This is a genomic window from Ruegeria sp. HKCCA5929, assembly GCF_013034525.1.
Classification (GTDB): Bacteria; Pseudomonadota; Alphaproteobacteria; order Rhodobacterales; family Rhodobacteraceae; genus Ruegeria.
The window spans coordinates 47,334-64,352 of sequence record NZ_WQGE01000008.1 but is presented as its reverse complement, the minus strand read 5'-3'; the positions used below and the strand labels follow the sequence as shown (position 1 = coordinate 64,352).

Annotated in this window: 16 protein-coding genes; 9 read left to right on the top strand and 7 right to left on the bottom strand. The window is 57.0% G+C overall.

The window, feature by feature from the left end:
• Window positions 1–89: 89 nt before the first annotated feature.
• The 3 genes from GOV90_RS17485 (at window position 90) to GOV90_RS17475 (ending at window position 1,632) form a co-directional block, all read left to right on the top strand.
• Window positions 90–431 carry an HNH endonuclease gene (locus tag GOV90_RS17485; protein WP_171091487.1) on the top strand — a complete coding sequence of 114 codons (342 nt, stop codon included), beginning with the start codon at window positions 90–92 and terminating at the stop codon, window positions 429–431.
• A gap of 354 nt (window positions 432–785) precedes the next feature.
• Entirely contained in the window at window positions 786–1,280 is a 495-nt protein-coding gene (locus GOV90_RS17480; protein WP_171091485.1) for a hypothetical protein, read from the top strand.
• A gap of 1 nt (window position 1,281) precedes the next feature.
• A complete protein-coding gene (locus GOV90_RS17475; RefSeq protein WP_171136123.1) occupies window positions 1,282–1,632 on the top strand; it encodes a hypothetical protein in 351 nt (116 codons plus the stop codon).
• A 193-nt stretch (window positions 1,633–1,825) separates the two neighbouring features.
• Here GOV90_RS17475 and mgrA read toward each other — a convergent pair whose 3' ends face one another.
• From mgrA to GOV90_RS17445, 6 genes are all read right to left on the bottom strand, one after another.
• The gene (gene mgrA / locus GOV90_RS17470) at window positions 1,826–2,893 is read right to left on the bottom strand and encodes an L-glyceraldehyde 3-phosphate reductase (protein ID WP_170636885.1); all 1,068 of its coding nucleotides are present in this window, start codon (window positions 2,891–2,893) and stop codon (window positions 1,826–1,828) included.
• Window positions 2,894–3,018: 125 nt separating this feature from the next.
• Entirely contained in the window at window positions 3,019–3,543 is a 525-nt protein-coding gene (locus GOV90_RS17465) for a hypothetical protein (RefSeq protein ID WP_253284646.1), read from the bottom strand.
• 216 nt (window positions 3,544–3,759) lie between these two features.
• Window positions 3,760–4,029, bottom strand: coding sequence for an HlyU family transcriptional regulator (locus GOV90_RS17460; protein WP_170636887.1), 270 nt, complete (start codon window positions 4,027–4,029; stop codon window positions 3,760–3,762).
• A 204-nt stretch (window positions 4,030–4,233) separates the two neighbouring features.
• On the bottom strand, window positions 4,234–5,511 hold the full coding sequence (locus tag GOV90_RS17455) for an O-antigen ligase domain-containing protein (RefSeq protein WP_171091479.1): 1,278 nt from the start codon (window positions 5,509–5,511) through the stop codon (window positions 4,234–4,236).
• Window positions 5,508–6,989 (bottom strand): hypothetical protein, encoded by a 1,482-nt coding sequence (locus GOV90_RS17450; RefSeq protein ID WP_171091478.1) that lies wholly within the window; start codon window positions 6,987–6,989, stop codon window positions 5,508–5,510. The genes GOV90_RS17455 and GOV90_RS17450 overlap by 4 nt, the downstream gene beginning before the upstream one ends.
• A gap of 114 nt (window positions 6,990–7,103) precedes the next feature.
• Window positions 7,104–7,718, bottom strand: a complete 615-nt coding sequence (locus tag GOV90_RS17445) for a response regulator transcription factor (protein ID WP_171091476.1) — start codon at window positions 7,716–7,718, stop codon at window positions 7,104–7,106.
• A 252-nt stretch (window positions 7,719–7,970) separates the two neighbouring features.
• On the opposite strand from GOV90_RS17445, the gene GOV90_RS17440 reads away from it, so the two are divergent.
• The 4 genes from GOV90_RS17440 to GOV90_RS17425 all read left to right on the top strand — a co-directional run bounded on the left by GOV90_RS17440 (window position 7,971) and on the right by GOV90_RS17425 (window position 13,437).
• Window positions 7,971–9,344, top strand: a complete 1,374-nt coding sequence (locus GOV90_RS17440; RefSeq protein ID WP_253284645.1) for a WecB/TagA/CpsF family glycosyltransferase — start codon at window positions 7,971–7,973, stop codon at window positions 9,342–9,344.
• A gap of 20 nt (window positions 9,345–9,364) precedes the next feature.
• Entirely contained in the window at window positions 9,365–10,246 is an 882-nt protein-coding gene (locus GOV90_RS17435; RefSeq protein ID WP_171091474.1) for a UTP--glucose-1-phosphate uridylyltransferase, read from the top strand.
• A 101-nt stretch (window positions 10,247–10,347) separates the two neighbouring features.
• Window positions 10,348–10,854 carry a molybdopterin-dependent oxidoreductase gene (locus GOV90_RS17430; protein WP_171091472.1) on the top strand — a complete coding sequence of 169 codons (507 nt, stop codon included), beginning with the start codon at window positions 10,348–10,350 and terminating at the stop codon, window positions 10,852–10,854.
• 45 nt (window positions 10,855–10,899) lie between these two features.
• Window positions 10,900–13,437, top strand: a complete 2,538-nt coding sequence (locus GOV90_RS17425) for an ATP-binding protein (protein WP_171091470.1) — start codon at window positions 10,900–10,902, stop codon at window positions 13,435–13,437.
• Window position 13,438: 1 nt separating this feature from the next.
• On the opposite strand, the gene GOV90_RS17420 is transcribed toward GOV90_RS17425, so the two are convergent.
• Window positions 13,439–14,668, bottom strand: a complete 1,230-nt coding sequence (locus GOV90_RS17420; protein ID WP_171091468.1) for a polysaccharide biosynthesis/export family protein — start codon at window positions 14,666–14,668, stop codon at window positions 13,439–13,441.
• A gap of 194 nt (window positions 14,669–14,862) precedes the next feature.
• Between GOV90_RS17420 and GOV90_RS17415 the strand changes: the two genes are divergently transcribed.
• Both GOV90_RS17415 and GOV90_RS17410 read left to right on the top strand, forming a co-directional pair.
• Window positions 14,863–16,101: an oligosaccharide flippase family protein gene (locus GOV90_RS17415; RefSeq protein WP_171091466.1), complete on the top strand. Its 1,239-nt coding sequence runs from the start codon at window positions 14,863–14,865 to the stop codon at window positions 16,099–16,101.
• Entirely contained in the window at window positions 16,098–17,012 is a 915-nt protein-coding gene (locus GOV90_RS17410; protein WP_171091465.1) for a glycosyltransferase family A protein, read from the top strand. Before GOV90_RS17415 ends, GOV90_RS17410 begins: the two co-directional genes overlap by 4 nt.
• Window positions 17,013–17,019: the final 7 nt, after the last annotated feature.

The window sequence follows — 17,019 nt, the reverse complement described above, 5'->3', positions numbered from 1 at the left end:
TATACCCCGGTGACCAATAAGTTTCCGAAACGTGTCCTAGGTGTCCTGCCGATCAATCACCAAATCATCTAGCTGGAAATCTATAAGCAATGGCACAGAAGAAGACGCACCCGTTCTATTCATCACCAAAGTGGAAGAAGCTACGGACGTTGGCGAAACGTCGTGACAATTACAGATGCACGAACTGCGGTGCCGACGTTCGGCGTTCTGGTGCTGCAATAGTGGATCACGTCAAACCACGCGACCAGTTCCCTGACCTTGCCCTGTGGCTACCTAACCTTCGGACACTGTGCCGGTCATGTGACAACGCACGGCACCGGGAAAAGGGTAGGCGTCGGGATACGCCACAGATCGGACCTGATGGATTTCCTGTTGGTAGTGAATGGTCAACGGTCTGCAACGGCAACGATGATGAAGACAACGACACGTGAAGATCGTTCTTTGATTGATTGTGATCTTGAGCACATCCGTGCTCACCCCACCACCAACATCCATCCCCATCACCATCTTCACACAACGCAACGATGATGACTGATCACTGATCGTCAACGGATCAATGACGGATCGCTGATGGTCGGTCGCGTGATCAAGCTGGGGCGGGGTAGTCGGAAACAAAGTTAGGGAGTGCGTCACCGGCGTGGGTCCAAAACTTTCCATGCTAATTTCAGATTTGACCGGGGTTCACGCAAAAATCTTGCAACAAATGGCAATTTGACGCCACAATACTACCGTCTGAATACAACGATTCAGGATGATTTACGCGCAATCAGACAGGATTTGCACGAATGCCCCGTAAACAGCACAAAACACGCAATGACAGCCTGACCGGCTTACGACAGGCCGCACAGGCCGATGAACCCGCCAGCGTGGCCGTGCCGGATGTGGCCGGATTGGAAGTGTTGAACGATCTGGGCAAACAGACCTTTGCCGACCTGTACCGATCCGCACCGGACAAATGGACGACAGCCGATCTGAATATGATCATGGAACTGGCGTTCGTGACGCAGCAGATGGCCGACAACCGCATCTTGTGCATGATGACACCCGCCATCGTCACGCACGTGAACGGATCGTCAGGTCGAAGCCCGATCCATGCACATCAGCAGGAACTAAGCCGACAGATGCAAGCACTGGCCCGCGATCTGGGATTGCGCACCAAGGATGGCATCGCCTTGGCGGCATCTGCGACCAAAGCACCATCGACCGCAGAACCAGAGCCAGGGGGTGAAAACGTCACCAGCTTTGAAGCGTTCCTGAACGACGCAATCAACAGGGGGTAATGTGGTTCATTTACCATCGGACATTACCGAAACAGAAATGGTTCGCGCTAATGGGGGCAAGCCGCTCGAATGGCCGAACGACCCGCTTCACCGGATCGCGTACACACTTTGGCTAAGGAACAACCTGAAAGCTTTCGTTGATCAGGACCGGCTGAACCAAGCGTTCATGATCGGCAGTCACGGCAACCCCGATTCCGCCCATAAGGTTCACACTGCACTGCGCACGCTGGCCAAGATCAACGGCTATCACCGATACCACACCTGGCCGACCGGTCTGGAAGGCATCATCAAACTGATCAAGACGGACCCGGATGAATGGCCCGCAACGCCCAAACAGTACGGGTTGATCTGATGACCAAGCGCAAAAGTGAGAGACAAGCCAATGCGAAGACATCACCTAAACCACATCAGCGCGGATGGCCGCTCAGAGCGGCGAACCGGTCATCCGACGAAAAGCCTCAGATGACGGCAGTGAGCCCAAAGCAGAAACGCCATGCGATTAAGCAGAAAGACCTGCTAGCACCAGAAATCAGTGGTCAACAATCTTACTCAATTTCCGAGGATCGCGCCCAGAGATTGATTTCCTCTTCCGAACTGACCTCATCAATCTTAGCGAGTTCCGCTTCGGAAAATTCCAAATTCTGGACCGCACCTACGCAATCCACGATCTGCTCAGGTCGCGAAGCGCCAATAAGGGCTGTCGTAATCCGGTCCCCTCTCAGCACCCAAGCAAGCGCCATCTGAGCTAATGATTGACCGCGTGACGCCGCTATGTCGTTTAGAGCCCTGACACTCGTCAATGAACGTTCATTGATCATGCCGTCCAATAGAGACTTGCCTTGGGTCGCACGACTGTCTTCGGGAATGCCGTTCAGATACTTCGATGTCAAAATACCCTGGGCAAGTGGCGTGAACGCAATCGATCCCACGTTCAATTCGTCAAGCGTATCCAACAGCCCGTCCCGCTCAACCCAACGGTTGAGTAGGTTATACGACGGCTGATGAATCAGGCACGGCGTGCCAAGGTCTTTCAAGATGGCCAGCGCTTCGCGCGTTCGTTGCGAGTTGTAGCTTGAAATTCCGACGTAAAGTGCGCGCCCAGAGCGCACTATATAGTCTAAAGCTCCCATAGTTTCTTCCAGAGGGGTATCTGGATCATAGCGGTGGGAATAAAAGATATCTGCGTATTCTAACCCCATCCGCTTGAGCGACTGATCACAAGAGGCCACAAGATACTTTCGTGATCCCCACTCCCCATAGGGGCCCGGCCACATATCGTACCCTGCCTTGGTAGATATGATGAGTTCGTCCCGATAGCCTGCGAAATCAGTTTTTAAAATTTCACCGAATGCTTCTTCCGCCGATCCCGGCGGTGGGCCATAGTTATTTGCTAAATCAAAGTGCGTTATGCCCAAGTCAAAAGCAGTGCGGCAGAGATCGCGCTTTGTCTGGTGTGGCGTATCTCCACCAAAGTTGTGCCATAGCCCAAGGCTTATCGCGGGTAGCTTTATGCCAGACTGCCCACAACGGCGATAGACCATTTGCTCGTAGCGGTCCGGATTGGGAAGAAATGGGCGTGGCCGAGGCTTCGGGGGGCGTTGTAATTTGCTCATCTGTCCATAATCCGAGATCATCACCCCGTGTCAATTCAACGAGATAGAAATCGGCAATCGGCGAAGCCTGCCGTATAGACGGAACATGCCTCAGGCATTGCCAGCGTAGATTGTCAAACTGCAAACTAGTCCTCGAATAACGCGCGAACCTTCGATATGTCATAGGCATGTTCCGTCAGGTTTTCAGGATCCCATTCGCTTCGCTCAGCTTCAAAAAAATCCCCGCCGTATACATGGATTGCTCCGGTCAACTTAGGGATAGGGTTTGTAACCGAGTGAATGAGGTCCTTACCAAGCGGAGCATATTGACCCGTCGACAATGCCCGAGCCCCCGCCGCTTCAATGCGCCCGTTAGGGTCATCTGCTACGCGCCGCCAAAAAATGTTATCTTCTCTACCACCATAAATACCGATCACGGCCCACATTTCGTGATTGTGGGGCATTATGGTCATTTCTGGCTTCCATACGACGTTGACGATTGTCAGATCACCTGACTTGTAAATGGGAAAAATACCGCTTTCGGTCGGCTCTCCCAAGGCTTGCGTCACGCCCGCGGGATCGCGCATCGCCCGGTCCACCACCTCAGCCACCGATTTGTGAGAATCGTCCTGATCTACTGCGGTCCGGCAGTCCGCTACAAACTGTTCCATGTTCCACATATCTTCAGCCCCCAATTGCATACGATAAATGCAACAGGGTAGCACAGGCTGTAAAATAGACGAAATTGGGACCCAGATTGCAGCTGCATGTATCGGGTATCTAAGACATCCAATGACTGCTTAGCGTTCTTTCGCCAGATCGGGGCGGATGTCTACTTTGCGGAACCATCCGTCGATTGCATCGCATACATTAGGCTGTCTGTTTGCTTAATCGAAAATGCGTTCGCCCTGCTCGTCGATCACCTGTTTCGCCTTTGCGATGCTGAAGCTTTCGCCCTGATCCCGGGTCTCAAAAACATCCGCCCTGATCAAAGTATGGGTCTTTCGATCTCCGTCGATGGTCTTCTCCAAACGGACCAACAGACGGTATTTGCTGCCTTCCGCCATCAGGTCGGGGAAGATCTCGAACCCTTTGTAAGAGAGCGGGTCCGGCTTGGACTTCTCAACGCCGCCGAAGAGTTTTGAGTAGAGAGACAACGGGCGGCTCCTTTCAGCCGGCTCTAGTCGGCGACTAGTGCCACTAAATGCCGGGCTGAAGAGCATTTCACGGTCAATTCGTTGGTTGCCCGATGTGAAAGTACTCACTTTACAAGGTCAAAATGTCCCTATCAGCAGTGAAGAACCAACCCAAAAGAGCGACGTCTGACACTACGCTGGTGTCGCAACAATCCTAGCGGCGTATCAGCTTCCCAGACACACTGATTTGACCTCTCGCAAATGCAATCCGAGCATCAGTAAGGTCGGCCAGAGTAGATAGGTTTGGATTTCAACGTTCTCTCCAAAGGTCAGCAGGAGAACTGTGAGCAACAGCCCGAGCGGCAGCCTCCCGCGTTCCGACTTTATGGCGTCCAGGGTGACGATTGCTAAATGACCGAGGAAGGGAACGAGAAACGCGGCAAATCCGGTCAGCCCTTTCACGAATAGCAATCCGTACCAGGTGTGATGGCTGCCGATCGGCATGTACTCAACAAGATGCGCACCGGGTCTGACTGTGCCGTGCCCGAAAACCATCGCATCCGATTGCCAGCGCTCATACGCTATACGCTGCAGAGTTTCGCGTACGCGGGTACTATCGGCGCGCGCGGATTTGAACCTGTAAAGGGCTCGGTTGCCGAATTCGACAAAGATTGCGCCCCAAACGGCTACGGTGGTGGTGACTGCAGACAATAGAATCCACCCCAAGCTGCGGGCGACAATTGGCAAGAGGCGGGGTGACAGCGAGCAGATCACCAATCCGACCATACCCATTCGGGACTTGGACATAAGGATCATCAGAACTCCGGCAGCCAAGCCGATGACCTTCCAGCTGCCGTGCTTTTCTTCCAGGGCAAATAGGACCATGCAGACACCCAACAAGGCTGCGAATGGCGACCAGGGCGCAAAGAACTGCCACCGCGGCGTGCCGCTGGCGGGGTCGATTGTATACAGGTAGACCGAGAAATATTCAGGTCCCGGGCCGCCCACTGCTTTAAGGGGAGATGTAAACAGCAGATGCGGCAGACCGGCATAGGGGGCGGCAATGAGCAACGGCAGAAGGCACAAGGTCCAAAGGCCCACTACACATTGCCCTCTAACCAAAACCTCGCGCCGTATTGGCAAAACCGCCCCTGCTAGGATAAACAACGGGATCAGCGCCCAACCCTTTGCCCATCCGATACTCGATTTGATCGTTTTGGTGGTGCCAAGGTTCCAGTCCGCGTGGCCTGCCCAAAGTGAGGCCAGCATCACCAGCATGCCAACGCTCCAGATCCAGACCAGAGCAGGTACAGGGCCCGTTGCACGCATATCCAAACGGATCACCGGGCCGAGATAAAGTGACACCCCGGCTATCGTAGCCAACATCCAACCTAGCACTGGACCGACAACATACAGCGCGCCAAGCCCGTAGAACGGCCATGTCCAGATCAGCGTACACCAGACGATCTTTTCGGCTGGCGTTTGAGGGGCAACACGCGTCAAACTGCGGCCTCTTTCTGGTCTTTCAGCAGCTTTGAGATCAGCGGGTTTCGGATCCATGCCAGAACCAAACCCATCAGCAGCATAAGGCTTGCAACGATCCCGGCGGCAATCGAGATCTTCTTGTTCGGCGAAGACGGGCGAGTCGGCAGAGACGGGTTCTCCAGAACTTGGATCAAGGGATAGGAGGCATAGACATCGGTCTTTTTCGACTCGGACCGCGCGATGGCAGAGGCGAACACGGCTTCTGCCACGGCGAAATCTCTCTGCCGGTCCTCCAATTCAGCGGCGATGGGGGCGAGGTCTGACAGGCGCAGGGTTTCCAAACGAACTTGCGCGCGCTGTGTCGCGACATGCTCTTCCAATCCGGCGCGCAAGGCATCTTCGCGCACCAACTCGCTGAGCAACTGCGCCCGTTGCCCTTCCGGCGCGCGATCCAGTCCACCGAGCTGCTCGACCTCAAGACCAGTCACCTGCGCCGCGCGTTTTAAAGCAACCGAACGCGCCCCTTCATATTCGTTTTGGGCATTCACATAGATTGGGTGGCGCGATCCGTAGGTCGCGTCGGCTTGCGCCAGCTTTGCAGCCCCCACCGACACATCCGCAAGCAACGATAGGTACTGCGCATCAGCATAGAGTTTCAGCGTTGCCGCCGCTGCGTCAGAGGGCAGATTCAACGCGACTTGAAGCGCGGCGACACGTTCCGATTGGCGTGCCAGCTCGCTCTCCTGCGTTCGCAGCTCCTGCTTTGCACGGTCATTAGCGGCGACCTGCTCTTGGTATTGCGCGACTGATATCAGACCGCTTTGCGATTGCAGCTGTTTGATCTCGGCCCGCGTGGCCTGAATTGCGCTCGTGTAGTCTTCGATCGCGCCGGTATTGCTGGCCTCACGGGTGGCAATTTCATCGGCGCGCAGGGCGTCAATCTCAGCGAAAAAGGCGGCCACCAAGGCGTCTCCATATTGTTGAGCGTCTGCCGGAGAGGCCGCTTGAAGCTCGATATGGATCAGGCTGGTTTGATCGACCAGTTGCACCCGCGGCTTTCCAAACGCGTCCCGGTCAGCCTCTGCCGTCTTGGCTGCCGCGTCGAGTATACGGTCGGCCGACAACAAACGTTTATACGTCTCGGTCGGGCTGATTGACCCGTTGGCAAAGGCGGAATTCGCGTATGATGATGCCTGACCGATATTGGCCAGATTGACCGATGCCGAAGCGCCAGATCCTGGCAGGATTAATGATGCGTGAGAGGTGTATTTTACAGGCGCGGTCGCCAAATAGCCGCTGATCGGGGCCCAGATGCAACTCGCCCCAAGAAGGTATAATGCCACGTAACGAGGCAGGCGGCCTACGTCGCTAAGGTGCCCGCCCTTTAAGATGCGGCGCCACCCGAGCGTTCTGAAATTGGATCGGGAAATGCGCACCCAATGCAGAAATTGCATGTCGCGCGTGGACTCAGAGGAGTTCGAAATCTGTTGCGGCATGGAAAAACCCTTTCTTACAAGGGTGATACACCGCATCTGATTGCTGATCATTCGCTCAGCAGGCTAGGGGCCGAGGGGATTGGGAGCGTCCCCTATCCCTTCGGATAGTTAGGCCTAGAACAACCCAGCCTCGCGCGCGGCCAGTGCGGCCTGCGTTCGATTGCTGACACCAACTTTTCGGTACAAAGTCTTCATATGCAGTTTGATCGTCGGCTCTGACAGATCCAGATCACGAGCGATTTCCTTGTTGGATTTGCCCTCAGTCAGCCCTTTCAGAACTTGCCGCTCACGCTCTGTCAGTTTTTGAGCCATGGGGTGGGAGTCTTCCGGCTGCTCTGCGTTCATGAAACCCGCAGGAAGGTATTGTTCCCCCATCGCCATAAAGCGGATCGCGTTGACCAGAGATTTAGCCGGTAAAGTTTTTGGGACGAAACCGGCTGCACCAAGCTCTAGCGCGCGTTGCGCCAGATCACGCGAGGTGTCGCCGGTAAACAGGGCCACATGCTGGGCACCGTCCAAAGCGATGCAGGTTTCAAGTCCGGCCAACCCGTTCATGCCGGGCATGTTCAGGTCCAGAAGAACCAGATCAAAGGCTCCGTCGTTCTCAATCAAAGCTTTCGCGGCTGGGAAATCCGGCGCGGTCTCCACCTCGATCCCGCCTGCTGCATCTATGAAGGCAACGAGCGTATCCAAAATAAGGTCGTGGTCGTCAGCAATAAGAACTTTCATCTCAAATCTCCGTCTGCCCCCAAACACACCCAAATGCGTTAGTAAAACATTGAACCCATGGCATGAAGCCTTCCTGACGGACAGGTGAATATCCAATCGGATAGGTCAGCGGGCCGTTTTCACCACGCTATGTGCTGCGGGGTCGTTTGAATAGACCTATTCTCCGATCCCTCTCCGGATGCTCGCCTATCGGTTGCAGGGTCTCATTGGCAGTCTGAAGCCACAGATTGTCATCGTTGATCGGAGAGTTCCATGCAGTTCCTGTCAGTCCAAGATATGCATAAAGGCGCGCAGCCAACACCCATACCAACTTTGGAAAAGCCTGAGATTTTGGGTCTGCCAGTTGTGAACGCCCGATCCGGACAGGTGATCTCAAAACTGCTGGATGGGACCCGCCGGACTGTGTTTTTCCTGAATGCACATTGCACAAATATAAGGGCCCGCAACCATACATATCGAGCAGCTTTGGCCCGGGCAGATATGGTCCTACCTGACGGAATTGGGGTGGAGGTCGCGGCAAAGTTGCAAGGTGTCCAGCTGGCTGAGAATCTGAACGGCACTGATTTTGTGCCCAAGCTGCTGAAACGGGCCGCGCGTCTTGGGCAGTCGGTCTACCTGTTGGGGGGACGTCCCGGAACAGCTCAGGCAGCGGCGGCGCGGTTGCAGCACATGATCCCCGATTTGGCCGTGGCTGGCACGCGCGATGGATTTGAAGAGGCCGCGCGGGTTGATGAGGCGATCGACGATATCAACCAATCTGGCGCAGACATTCTGATGGTCGCAATGGGCGTCCCACTGCAGGAGCTGTGGATAACGCGGAACCGCCACCGGCTTGACCCTCGCATCGTGCTGGGCGTGGGGGCTTTGTTCGACTTCCTGGCCGGCAATGTACGTCGGGCACCGCGCATCGTTCGGCACGCCCGAATGGAGTGGGCATGGCGGTTGGCGATGGAGCCCCGCCGCATGGCCCGCAGATATCTAATGGGCAATTTCGAATTCCTCGGGCGCGCCGCGCAGAATTCTGTCCCTAAGGTCTCAGCATGTCGCCTGCTGGACCTCACTTTGGCGGTGGTCGCGCTGTCTCTTCTGGCCCTGCCCATGGCCGCAATCGCCGCATTGGTGCGATTGGACAGTCGCGGCCCCGCCTTTTTTCGGCAGACACGTATCGGCCGAAACGGGGTGCCCTTCGCGATGTACAAGTTCCGCTCGATGACGCAAGACGCAGAAGCGCGGCGTGCGGATCTGCTCAACCATTCGGATCGTGAGGGCGTGTGCTTCAAAGTCAAAAATGATCCACGCATCACTCGCGTTGGGAAGGTTCTGCGTCGGTTCTCTCTGGATGAACTGCCGCAAATCTTCAACGTGCTGAAAGGGGATATGTCGCTGGTCGGACCGCGCCCGGCTTTGCCCGAAGAGGTTGCCGCATATCCTGACCAAGCGCTGGAGCGCCTGCAGGTTCGTCCCGGTATCACTGGCCTGTGGCAGGTTTCGGGCCGCGCGGGCATCGGCTTCGACCGCATGATCGAACTGGATACAGCCTATGTTCGCTCCCGCTCGCCCCTTCTGAACCTCTTCCTCATCGCATTGACCGCACGTGCCGTCGTGTCGGGGCGCGGCGCTTACTAATCAACCCTAGGAGCATTAATATGACACGTATTCGCAAAGCTGTTTTCCCGGTCGCAGGTCTGGGCACAAGGTTTCTGCCCGCCACCAAATCGGTGACCAAGGAGATGTTGCCGCTGATCGACCGCCCTTTGATCCAATATGCAGTGGACGAGGCCCGTGCCGCTGGGATTGATGAATTCATCTTCATCACCTCAACCGGCCAATCCGCGCTGGAGACGTATTTCGGGCGGAACTCGGGGCTTGAGCGCAAACTGAAGGATGGCGGCAAAACCACCCTGCTGAACCGTCTGCGCAGCACGAACCTTGAGGATGAGACATACAGCTTTATCCAACAAGAGAGCCCGCGTGGTCTGGGCCACGCAGTCTCTCTGGCGCGAGACTATGTCGGTGATGAACCCTTCGCGGTGATCCTGCCGGATGATGTGATCCACGCGCAGCGCCTGGTCCTGGTACAAATGGTCCAGAACTTTGAAGGCAGCCACATGATCGCGACCGAAGAGGTTCCATTCGACCAGATCAGTGCCTACGGCGTGGTCGATATCGAGCATAGCAAAGGGCAGGTGCAACATCTCAAAGGGTTGGTTGAAAAGCCATCCGCCGATGAGGCACCGTCCGAGTTTGGCATTGTCGGGCGGTATCTTCTTCACCCGTCGATCTTCGATCAGCTGGAAGGTTTGGCACCTGGCGCAGGCAACGAAATCCAACTGACCGATGCGATCGCGGCCGATATCAAAAGGACCGGATGCCACGGCTTCGCCTTTCAGGGAGAGCGTTTCGATTGTGGATCGGTCGCCGGATACCTTGAGGCAACCACCGTTTTTGCGTTGGAACGTGCCGAGCTGCGGGACGGGTTCAAATCCATGTTGCGTCAGCGCATGAACCTCCTGTCTGCTGCTGCATGAGACCGAGGCACCTATCCGTTCGGATAGGTGCGTATCCCCATGCCCATCTGTCGCTGTGGACCTCTTTCTGGTTTCTTACGGTCAAAGAAATGGAGACTAAGATGCGTCTGTTTTTTGCGATCCTCACAGCGGCGTTCACCTTTTGCCTGACGTCTGCGCACGCCGAAGACTTGGCGGCTCCGTCAGGAGAGGTAATTCTGACCATTTCAGGCAACATCGCGCAGACCAGGCCCGACGGGGCGGCGCAGTTCGATATGGAAATGTTGCAGGCGCTGCCGCAACGCAGCTTTGAAACCTCGACGATCTGGACTGAAGGCGAGATCAGCTTTGTCGGCGTTCCCCTGTCTGTATTGCTGGAACGGATCGGAGCAGAAGGTGAGACGATCCGGGCAACGGCGATCAACGACTACGCGGTTGAGATCCCTGTGGATTCGATCTCGGAACAGGACCCAATTGTCGCCTATGAGATGGACGGTGCGGCGATGTCACGGCGGCAGAAAGGTCCGCTATGGATCGTATATCCATACGACAGTGACACCAAGTACCAGACCGAGGTGATTTACTCTCGCAGCATTTGGCAACTCGACAGGTTGGAAATCGTTAAATAGCGTGGGGTTACTATACAGTATGAAGTGGGCGATGCGGGCCAAACATTGACAAGAAATTTCCAAAACCACTCGCGTCGCCGGTGGGCTTTCGGGCTCATCGGCATCGCCGTTCTGGGTGCCCTAGCTTTGGTCGTGTTGCTGTCCGTCAAGGTGATATCCGATCTGCGCGACCGGCAGTCAGCCCGGACAGACAACGTGCAATGGACGCTGACGCAGGTCGAGGTCGAGTTCCTGTTCTACCTCAACGCGCTAGAGGCTGGTGTATCGGATGCAGAGGCAAGCACCGAAAACCTGGACCTTATCCGCCGCCGTTTCGATCTTTTTTACAGCCGTATCGATATTCTGGACACCTCGCGTCTGTTTGAAACGCTGCGAAGTGACCCGAAATTCACTGAACCTCTGAGTGACGTCTCCGCCTATCTGGAGGCCTCGGTGCCTACAATCGACGCTAGGGATCCTGGGCTCATTGCGGGGCTGCCGGATCTCTATGACGGCGCGCAGGGGATCGCTCCAAAGGTGCGAGAGCTTTCGGTCTCGGCGATCTCGTACTTTGCAAGCCAGTCGGATCATCGCCGTGAGGAAACCGCGCTCAGCCTGTTTCAACTGGCCGTTTTGTCCGGTGGGTTGTTTTTGACGCTGACTGCGGTCAGCGCCTACCTCTTGGTGGTCAACCGCAAAGCTGATCGGCGGGGGCAGGCGATTCAGCAGGCAAACCAACGCATGAATACAATCCTGTCGACCTCATTGGATGCCGTGATCGTGGTGAACGCCGCCGGCACAGTGCTGGAGTTCAACGCGGCTGCACAATCGATTTTCGGGTATTCCGAGGCAGAGGCCAAAGGGCATTCGATCGGTGAATTGATTGTGCCTTCGCATCTACGCGAGGCCCACAACCAAGGCATGGAGCGGATGCAGAGCGGAGGCGACCGTCACGTCGTTGGCAAGGGTCGCGTCCAACTTGAGGCTATGCGCAAGAATGGGGATGTCTTTCCCGTTGAACTCGCGTTGCAATCCGCCCAGGCCGGGGATGAGGAAATCGTCATCGGTTTCGTCCGCGATATCTCACAAAGCGTTGCGGATCAAAAAGAGCTTGTCTCGGCCCGCGACCGTGCCCTTGCCGGGGAAAAGGCCAAGTCGGATTTTCTGACTGTTATGAGCCATGAGATCAGAACCCCGTTGAACGGGCTGCTGGGCAACCTCACCCTTCTCAAGAATACGCGCACGACCAAACAGCAGTCTCAGTTTGTCCGCAACATGGAGATCTCGGGCCAGGTTCTGCAAAGCCATGTGGATGCGGTGCTGGATATTGCTCGGTTCGAGGCCGGCAAGCTGTCAGTCGCGCACGAGCCAACCGACCTGAACGCGATGCTGCAGGACCTAGTGGATGGTCAAAGCGGCAATGCGGCCTCGCGCGGCAACTCAATCTCTTGGCAATGGGTGGGTGGAGCCTATCCGCATGTCGCGACTGATGCGCAAAGGTTGCGGCAAATTCTGCTGAACCTCGTGGGTAATGCGATCAAGTTTACCGAAAATGGCCGTGTTTCTATTGAGGTCGAAAGATGTGAACCTGAAGATCAGGGTAAGGCACATGTATACGAAGTGCGTGTGATCGATACCGGGGCTGGCATCGCCGATGATGAGATCGACGCCATTTTTGATGACTTCTACACCAGCGATCCCTCTATCGGTCGCACGGTCGGAGGAACCGGGCTTGGCTTGGGAATTGCCCGTAGGTTCGCGCTGACCATGGGCGGTGAGGTCGGGGCGGAAAGCACATTGGGCGAAGGCAGTGTTTTCTGGCTGCGGATACCGTTGCAGCCGTCGGCGCGCGACCAACTGCTAGAAGCTGCTCAGATCAATACCGAGACCGTTCGCCCTCTGAACTTGTTGGTGGTCGAAGACAACGAGATCAACCTCGAGGTCATCTGCAACATGCTGGCGCTGGACGGTCATTGTGTAACGACAGCGGAAAATGGGCAGGTCGGCGTCGACAAGGCCAGCAGTCAGCGGTTCGACGCGATCCTGATGGATATCAGCATGCCGGTGATGGATGGACCAACCGCTGCACGCCATATTCGTGGCGGTCAGGGGCAGTCGACCGATGTGCCGATTATCGCTGTGTCGGCCAATGTCCTGCCAGATGCGGTTGAGACCTTTCGCGCCGCCGGTATGACGGCTTTCATTGGAAAACCGATTTCGCTGAATGCCCTGCGCAGGGCGCTTTCGGTGGTCACGCGCACCGACGGGCAGATTTCGGAGCATGCGCAGCCAGATCCGTTAGCGGAGTTGAAAGGCAGCCTCGGCCCTGAAGTCTTTGCCCGCCTGCATGCCAAGTTCATTGCCGAAGGGGATGAATTGGTTGAACAGCTAGAAACCGGGGCATTTGACCAGACAGATTTAAATCAAATAGCTCAGGCCTGTCACAAACTGGCTGGGAGTGCAGCAACCTTCGGCGTGGAAGAGTTTCGAGAGGCGTTGGTTGCGGTAGAGACTGCAGCCAAAGAACACAAAGACATCACGAACAAACTCGCTGCAGTCTCCACTGCTTGGAAGCGGGCGAAATCATCGCCCGCTTGGGATTGACTTAGGGCGCCAGCAGCGCCGCTGCGCCGACGATGCCAACCGCGCGGGCGACCTCGGTCAGGCCGGTAACCTTACTGTCGTAGCACGCAATCGCATCTCCTGGCAGAACATAGGGGTCATAGTCATCGCGATCCCCACGTCGCAGCAGCTTTTCGATATTGCGTTCAATAACGATCGAGTTCCCGGTCATCGGGTTGCGGGTGAACAGGACCGCGCTGCGATTGGCATTGGTGGTCTTGGCCCCACCGACGCAATTGGTATCGACTACGGCCTGCAGGTAGCGCGTGCCATAGGGTACCTCACGCACGTCTCTTCCAATGGCCGACTCTGCGTTGCCGGTGGCAGGTTGCGTGAGGTTGGACATATAAAGCGTTACGCCGGGCGGGCTGATCGGGCTGGGACGCATCAAATCATCCTGGAAACACCCTCGGCTGTTGATCACGATCTGATCCCCGGTCAGCAGCATGATGTCGGTCGGATCCGAGCCTTCGAACACCCCGCGCAGGTCCATCCGGTAGATCGTGCCCTGCCGGTGCAGCTCAACTGCTGACAGATCCGCATCCGGGCGCACACCTCCGGAAGCGCGAATGGCGACCGAGAGGTTGCGCGCCTCGGTCGAGGCACCCAGCACGCCCTGACGCCCTCGATCCAGTGCGTCGCCGGGGATGCCTCCGATCTCGACCGAATGGGGTTCAAACACCGCGCCTTTCACGCCGACAGTGACCGAGGCGAAATCGCTGATGCGCGCCGTGACGCGCGGGGTACTGTCGTAGAACTGTGCGGCTACCAGAACCCGGGCCACGTCCCGCTCGACCTGCTCGGTCGTTCTGCCCTGCGCGCGCACCGGCGGCAGGTACGGCAGCTTCAGGTCGCCATCGCGGGACACAACATAGGTGTCGCTGAGAAGCTCATCCCCGTCGATGGTGATCTGCACCATATCATTGCGCGAAAGTTTCTCGCCCAGCAAAGGGCTAAGCGCGGGTTTAGACCATTTGGCAAAGGCGTCTGTGCCCTGATCCCCGGTCGGAGGCATACAGGCGCGCCCGTTCAAGTGTTCCGCTTGCAGCAAGGGCGCAATTGCCCGGCGCCGTGATGGGGCACGGTACTGGGCCTGATAGCTTTCGCCTTTTGCGACGGGTTCGATGTTGCGCGGGGTCTTCATGCTGCTGCAACCCGATAGAGCAATCGCGCTGACGGCCCCTAAAACCAAAACTTTGAAATGTCGTGTCATTTTGAACTCTCCTGAACTGCGTCCACAGCTACAGCAGTGTCTTGATGTGCGTCAGACCGGCATCGGGATTGCCGTTTATCCCATTCGGATAGGTCGCTCGCCCGATGGTCCGCCCAGCTGTCCTCCCGCGTCTGGGACAGGGATGCCGCCACCAATTAGAACTGATCCCGACACTGTTTTGGACATTTGGCGACATGACTCAGCGATTGGCACATACCAGTTTCTTGCGGCATCTGCTGGCCTATGCTGCGTCCGAAGTGGTTGCAAAGGCGTCGCGTCTTGTGGTCGTTGTCGTCGTGGCCCGCAACCTCAGCCCCGAGGCGATCGGTCTGGCTGCTGCTGCACTAGCGGCCGGGGATATCTTAAAGGCGCTGACCGAGAACGGCGTGGGGCAGAGGATTATCCTAGCCCCGCAGGCCGAGCTGCAACAGCGCTGCAACACCGCGCATCGTATTTTCTGGGTCTGGTGCGGGGCGCTGTTTGTGCTGCAACTGGCTATCGCTGCGTTTCTCTACGCGATGGGGCACGAGACGTTGGCGCTGCTTCTTGCCATTCTGGCCGGAGAGTACCTGTTCATGCCTGCCGGTCTGGTACAGGCCGCGCTTGCGATGCGTGAGGGCAAGCTGCAACAGACCGCCGCCATTGCCGGAGGGCAGGTGGTTGGAGCGAATGTTATGGCGGCGCTACTGGCGCTGCTCTGGGCCTCTCCGCTGGCCTTGGTGCTGCCCCGATTGCTGGCTGCTCCGATCTGGTTGGTCCTGATGCGCCGCCTGCGTCCCTGGACATCTGACACCAAACAAGGGTTTGCCGCCCTTCGCCCCTTTGTTGGCTTCGGTTGGGCCGTTCTGGGGGTCGAGATCGTCAAAGTTCTGCGCCTGCAGGCCGACAAGCTTGTCGTCGGCGCGATGCTGGGGGCTGAGAGCCTTGGCATCTACTTCATGGCGTTCAACGCTGGGCTCGGCTTGGCGACATCGTTCACGCAGGCCTTTTCAGTTGTTCTTTTCCCACATCTTTGCGCAGCCCCAAACAAAACCAAGGCGCTGCATCAAGGGCTCGGCACGTCCCTCCTGGTGCTGAGCCCGCTGGTTTTACTGCAAGCTGCGCTTGCGCCGGTCTATGTGCCGCTGCTGCTGGGGGCCGAGTGGCAGCAGATTTCGCCGGTGGTCTCGATCTTGTGCCTTGCCGCATTGCCAAGCGTCATCTGGTCGGCCATGGCCGGTTGGCTGCGGTCCGAAAACCGCGCGATTACCGAGTTGCGGGTCAGCGCGGTCTTGGCTTTCGCACTGATCCTCAACACCGCGATCATGGCCCCATTCGGGCTTATGCCAGTGGCGATCGGATACCTGCTGACCAGTGCTGTCCTGATGCTAACGGCATCTTGGGTGCTGCTGCCTCGGGATCACAAAACAACAGAAAGGTTCGGCTTCCAATGACCCGCTTTACCATCATTGTGCCGTTTCACGCCGATGTGGATACAATTGCCGACACGCTGAGCAGCATTCGCGCACAAAGCTTCACAGAATGGGAGGCGATCTGCGTCGGCGACCGTCCCTCAAACGCGTGCCTGTCCGTCGTGCTGGATCACATCGCGCAAGACCAACGTATCCGGGTCGCGAGCAGCCCCTTGGATGGCCCAAGTGCCGCCCGCAACTATGGGGCCGAGCTGGCCAAAGGGGACATACTGGCGTTTTGTGATGCGGACGATCTGTGGCACAAGGATAAGCTGGCGCAGCTAGACGAAGCCTTCCAACCCGCCTCGACGGATGCGGTCTTTGGGCAGATCCGGTTCTTCGCCCATCAACCCGGAGATTCTCAGACATGCTCGACCGTTCCTAACGCACCCCTGGCCATTTCGGAGCTGTTGGCTGAGAACCCGGTCTGCACCATGTCCAATCTTTCGATCCGCCGTGAGGTCTTCAACGCCGTCGGCGGGTTGGACACGAGAACCGTGCATAACGAAGACTTGGAACTGCTGATCCGCCTCGCAGGTGAAGGGTTCACCATCAAAGGGGTCGATCAGTTTCAGGTCTGGTATCGCACCAGCGTCAGGGGCTTGTCGTCGGACTTGCACGCAATGCGCGCTGGGCGGGCCTACGCGGTCAAAACAGCCGCATCATATGGCGTGTTCCCGTCCCGATCGTCCGAGGCCGTCTACCTGCGCTATCTCGCACGCCGGGCGCTGCGGTTAGGGCATCAGGGTCAGGCGCTGTCTTACACACGCAAAGGCTTGAGCCTGCATACGCGCAGTTTCCTGCTGCCCCTACGCCGAGGTCTGCCCACCGCCGCAGGGGCCACGCTGGCCCCAATCCTGCCGCAAGCAATCAAACGCGCGTTGTTTTCATGAGAATTCC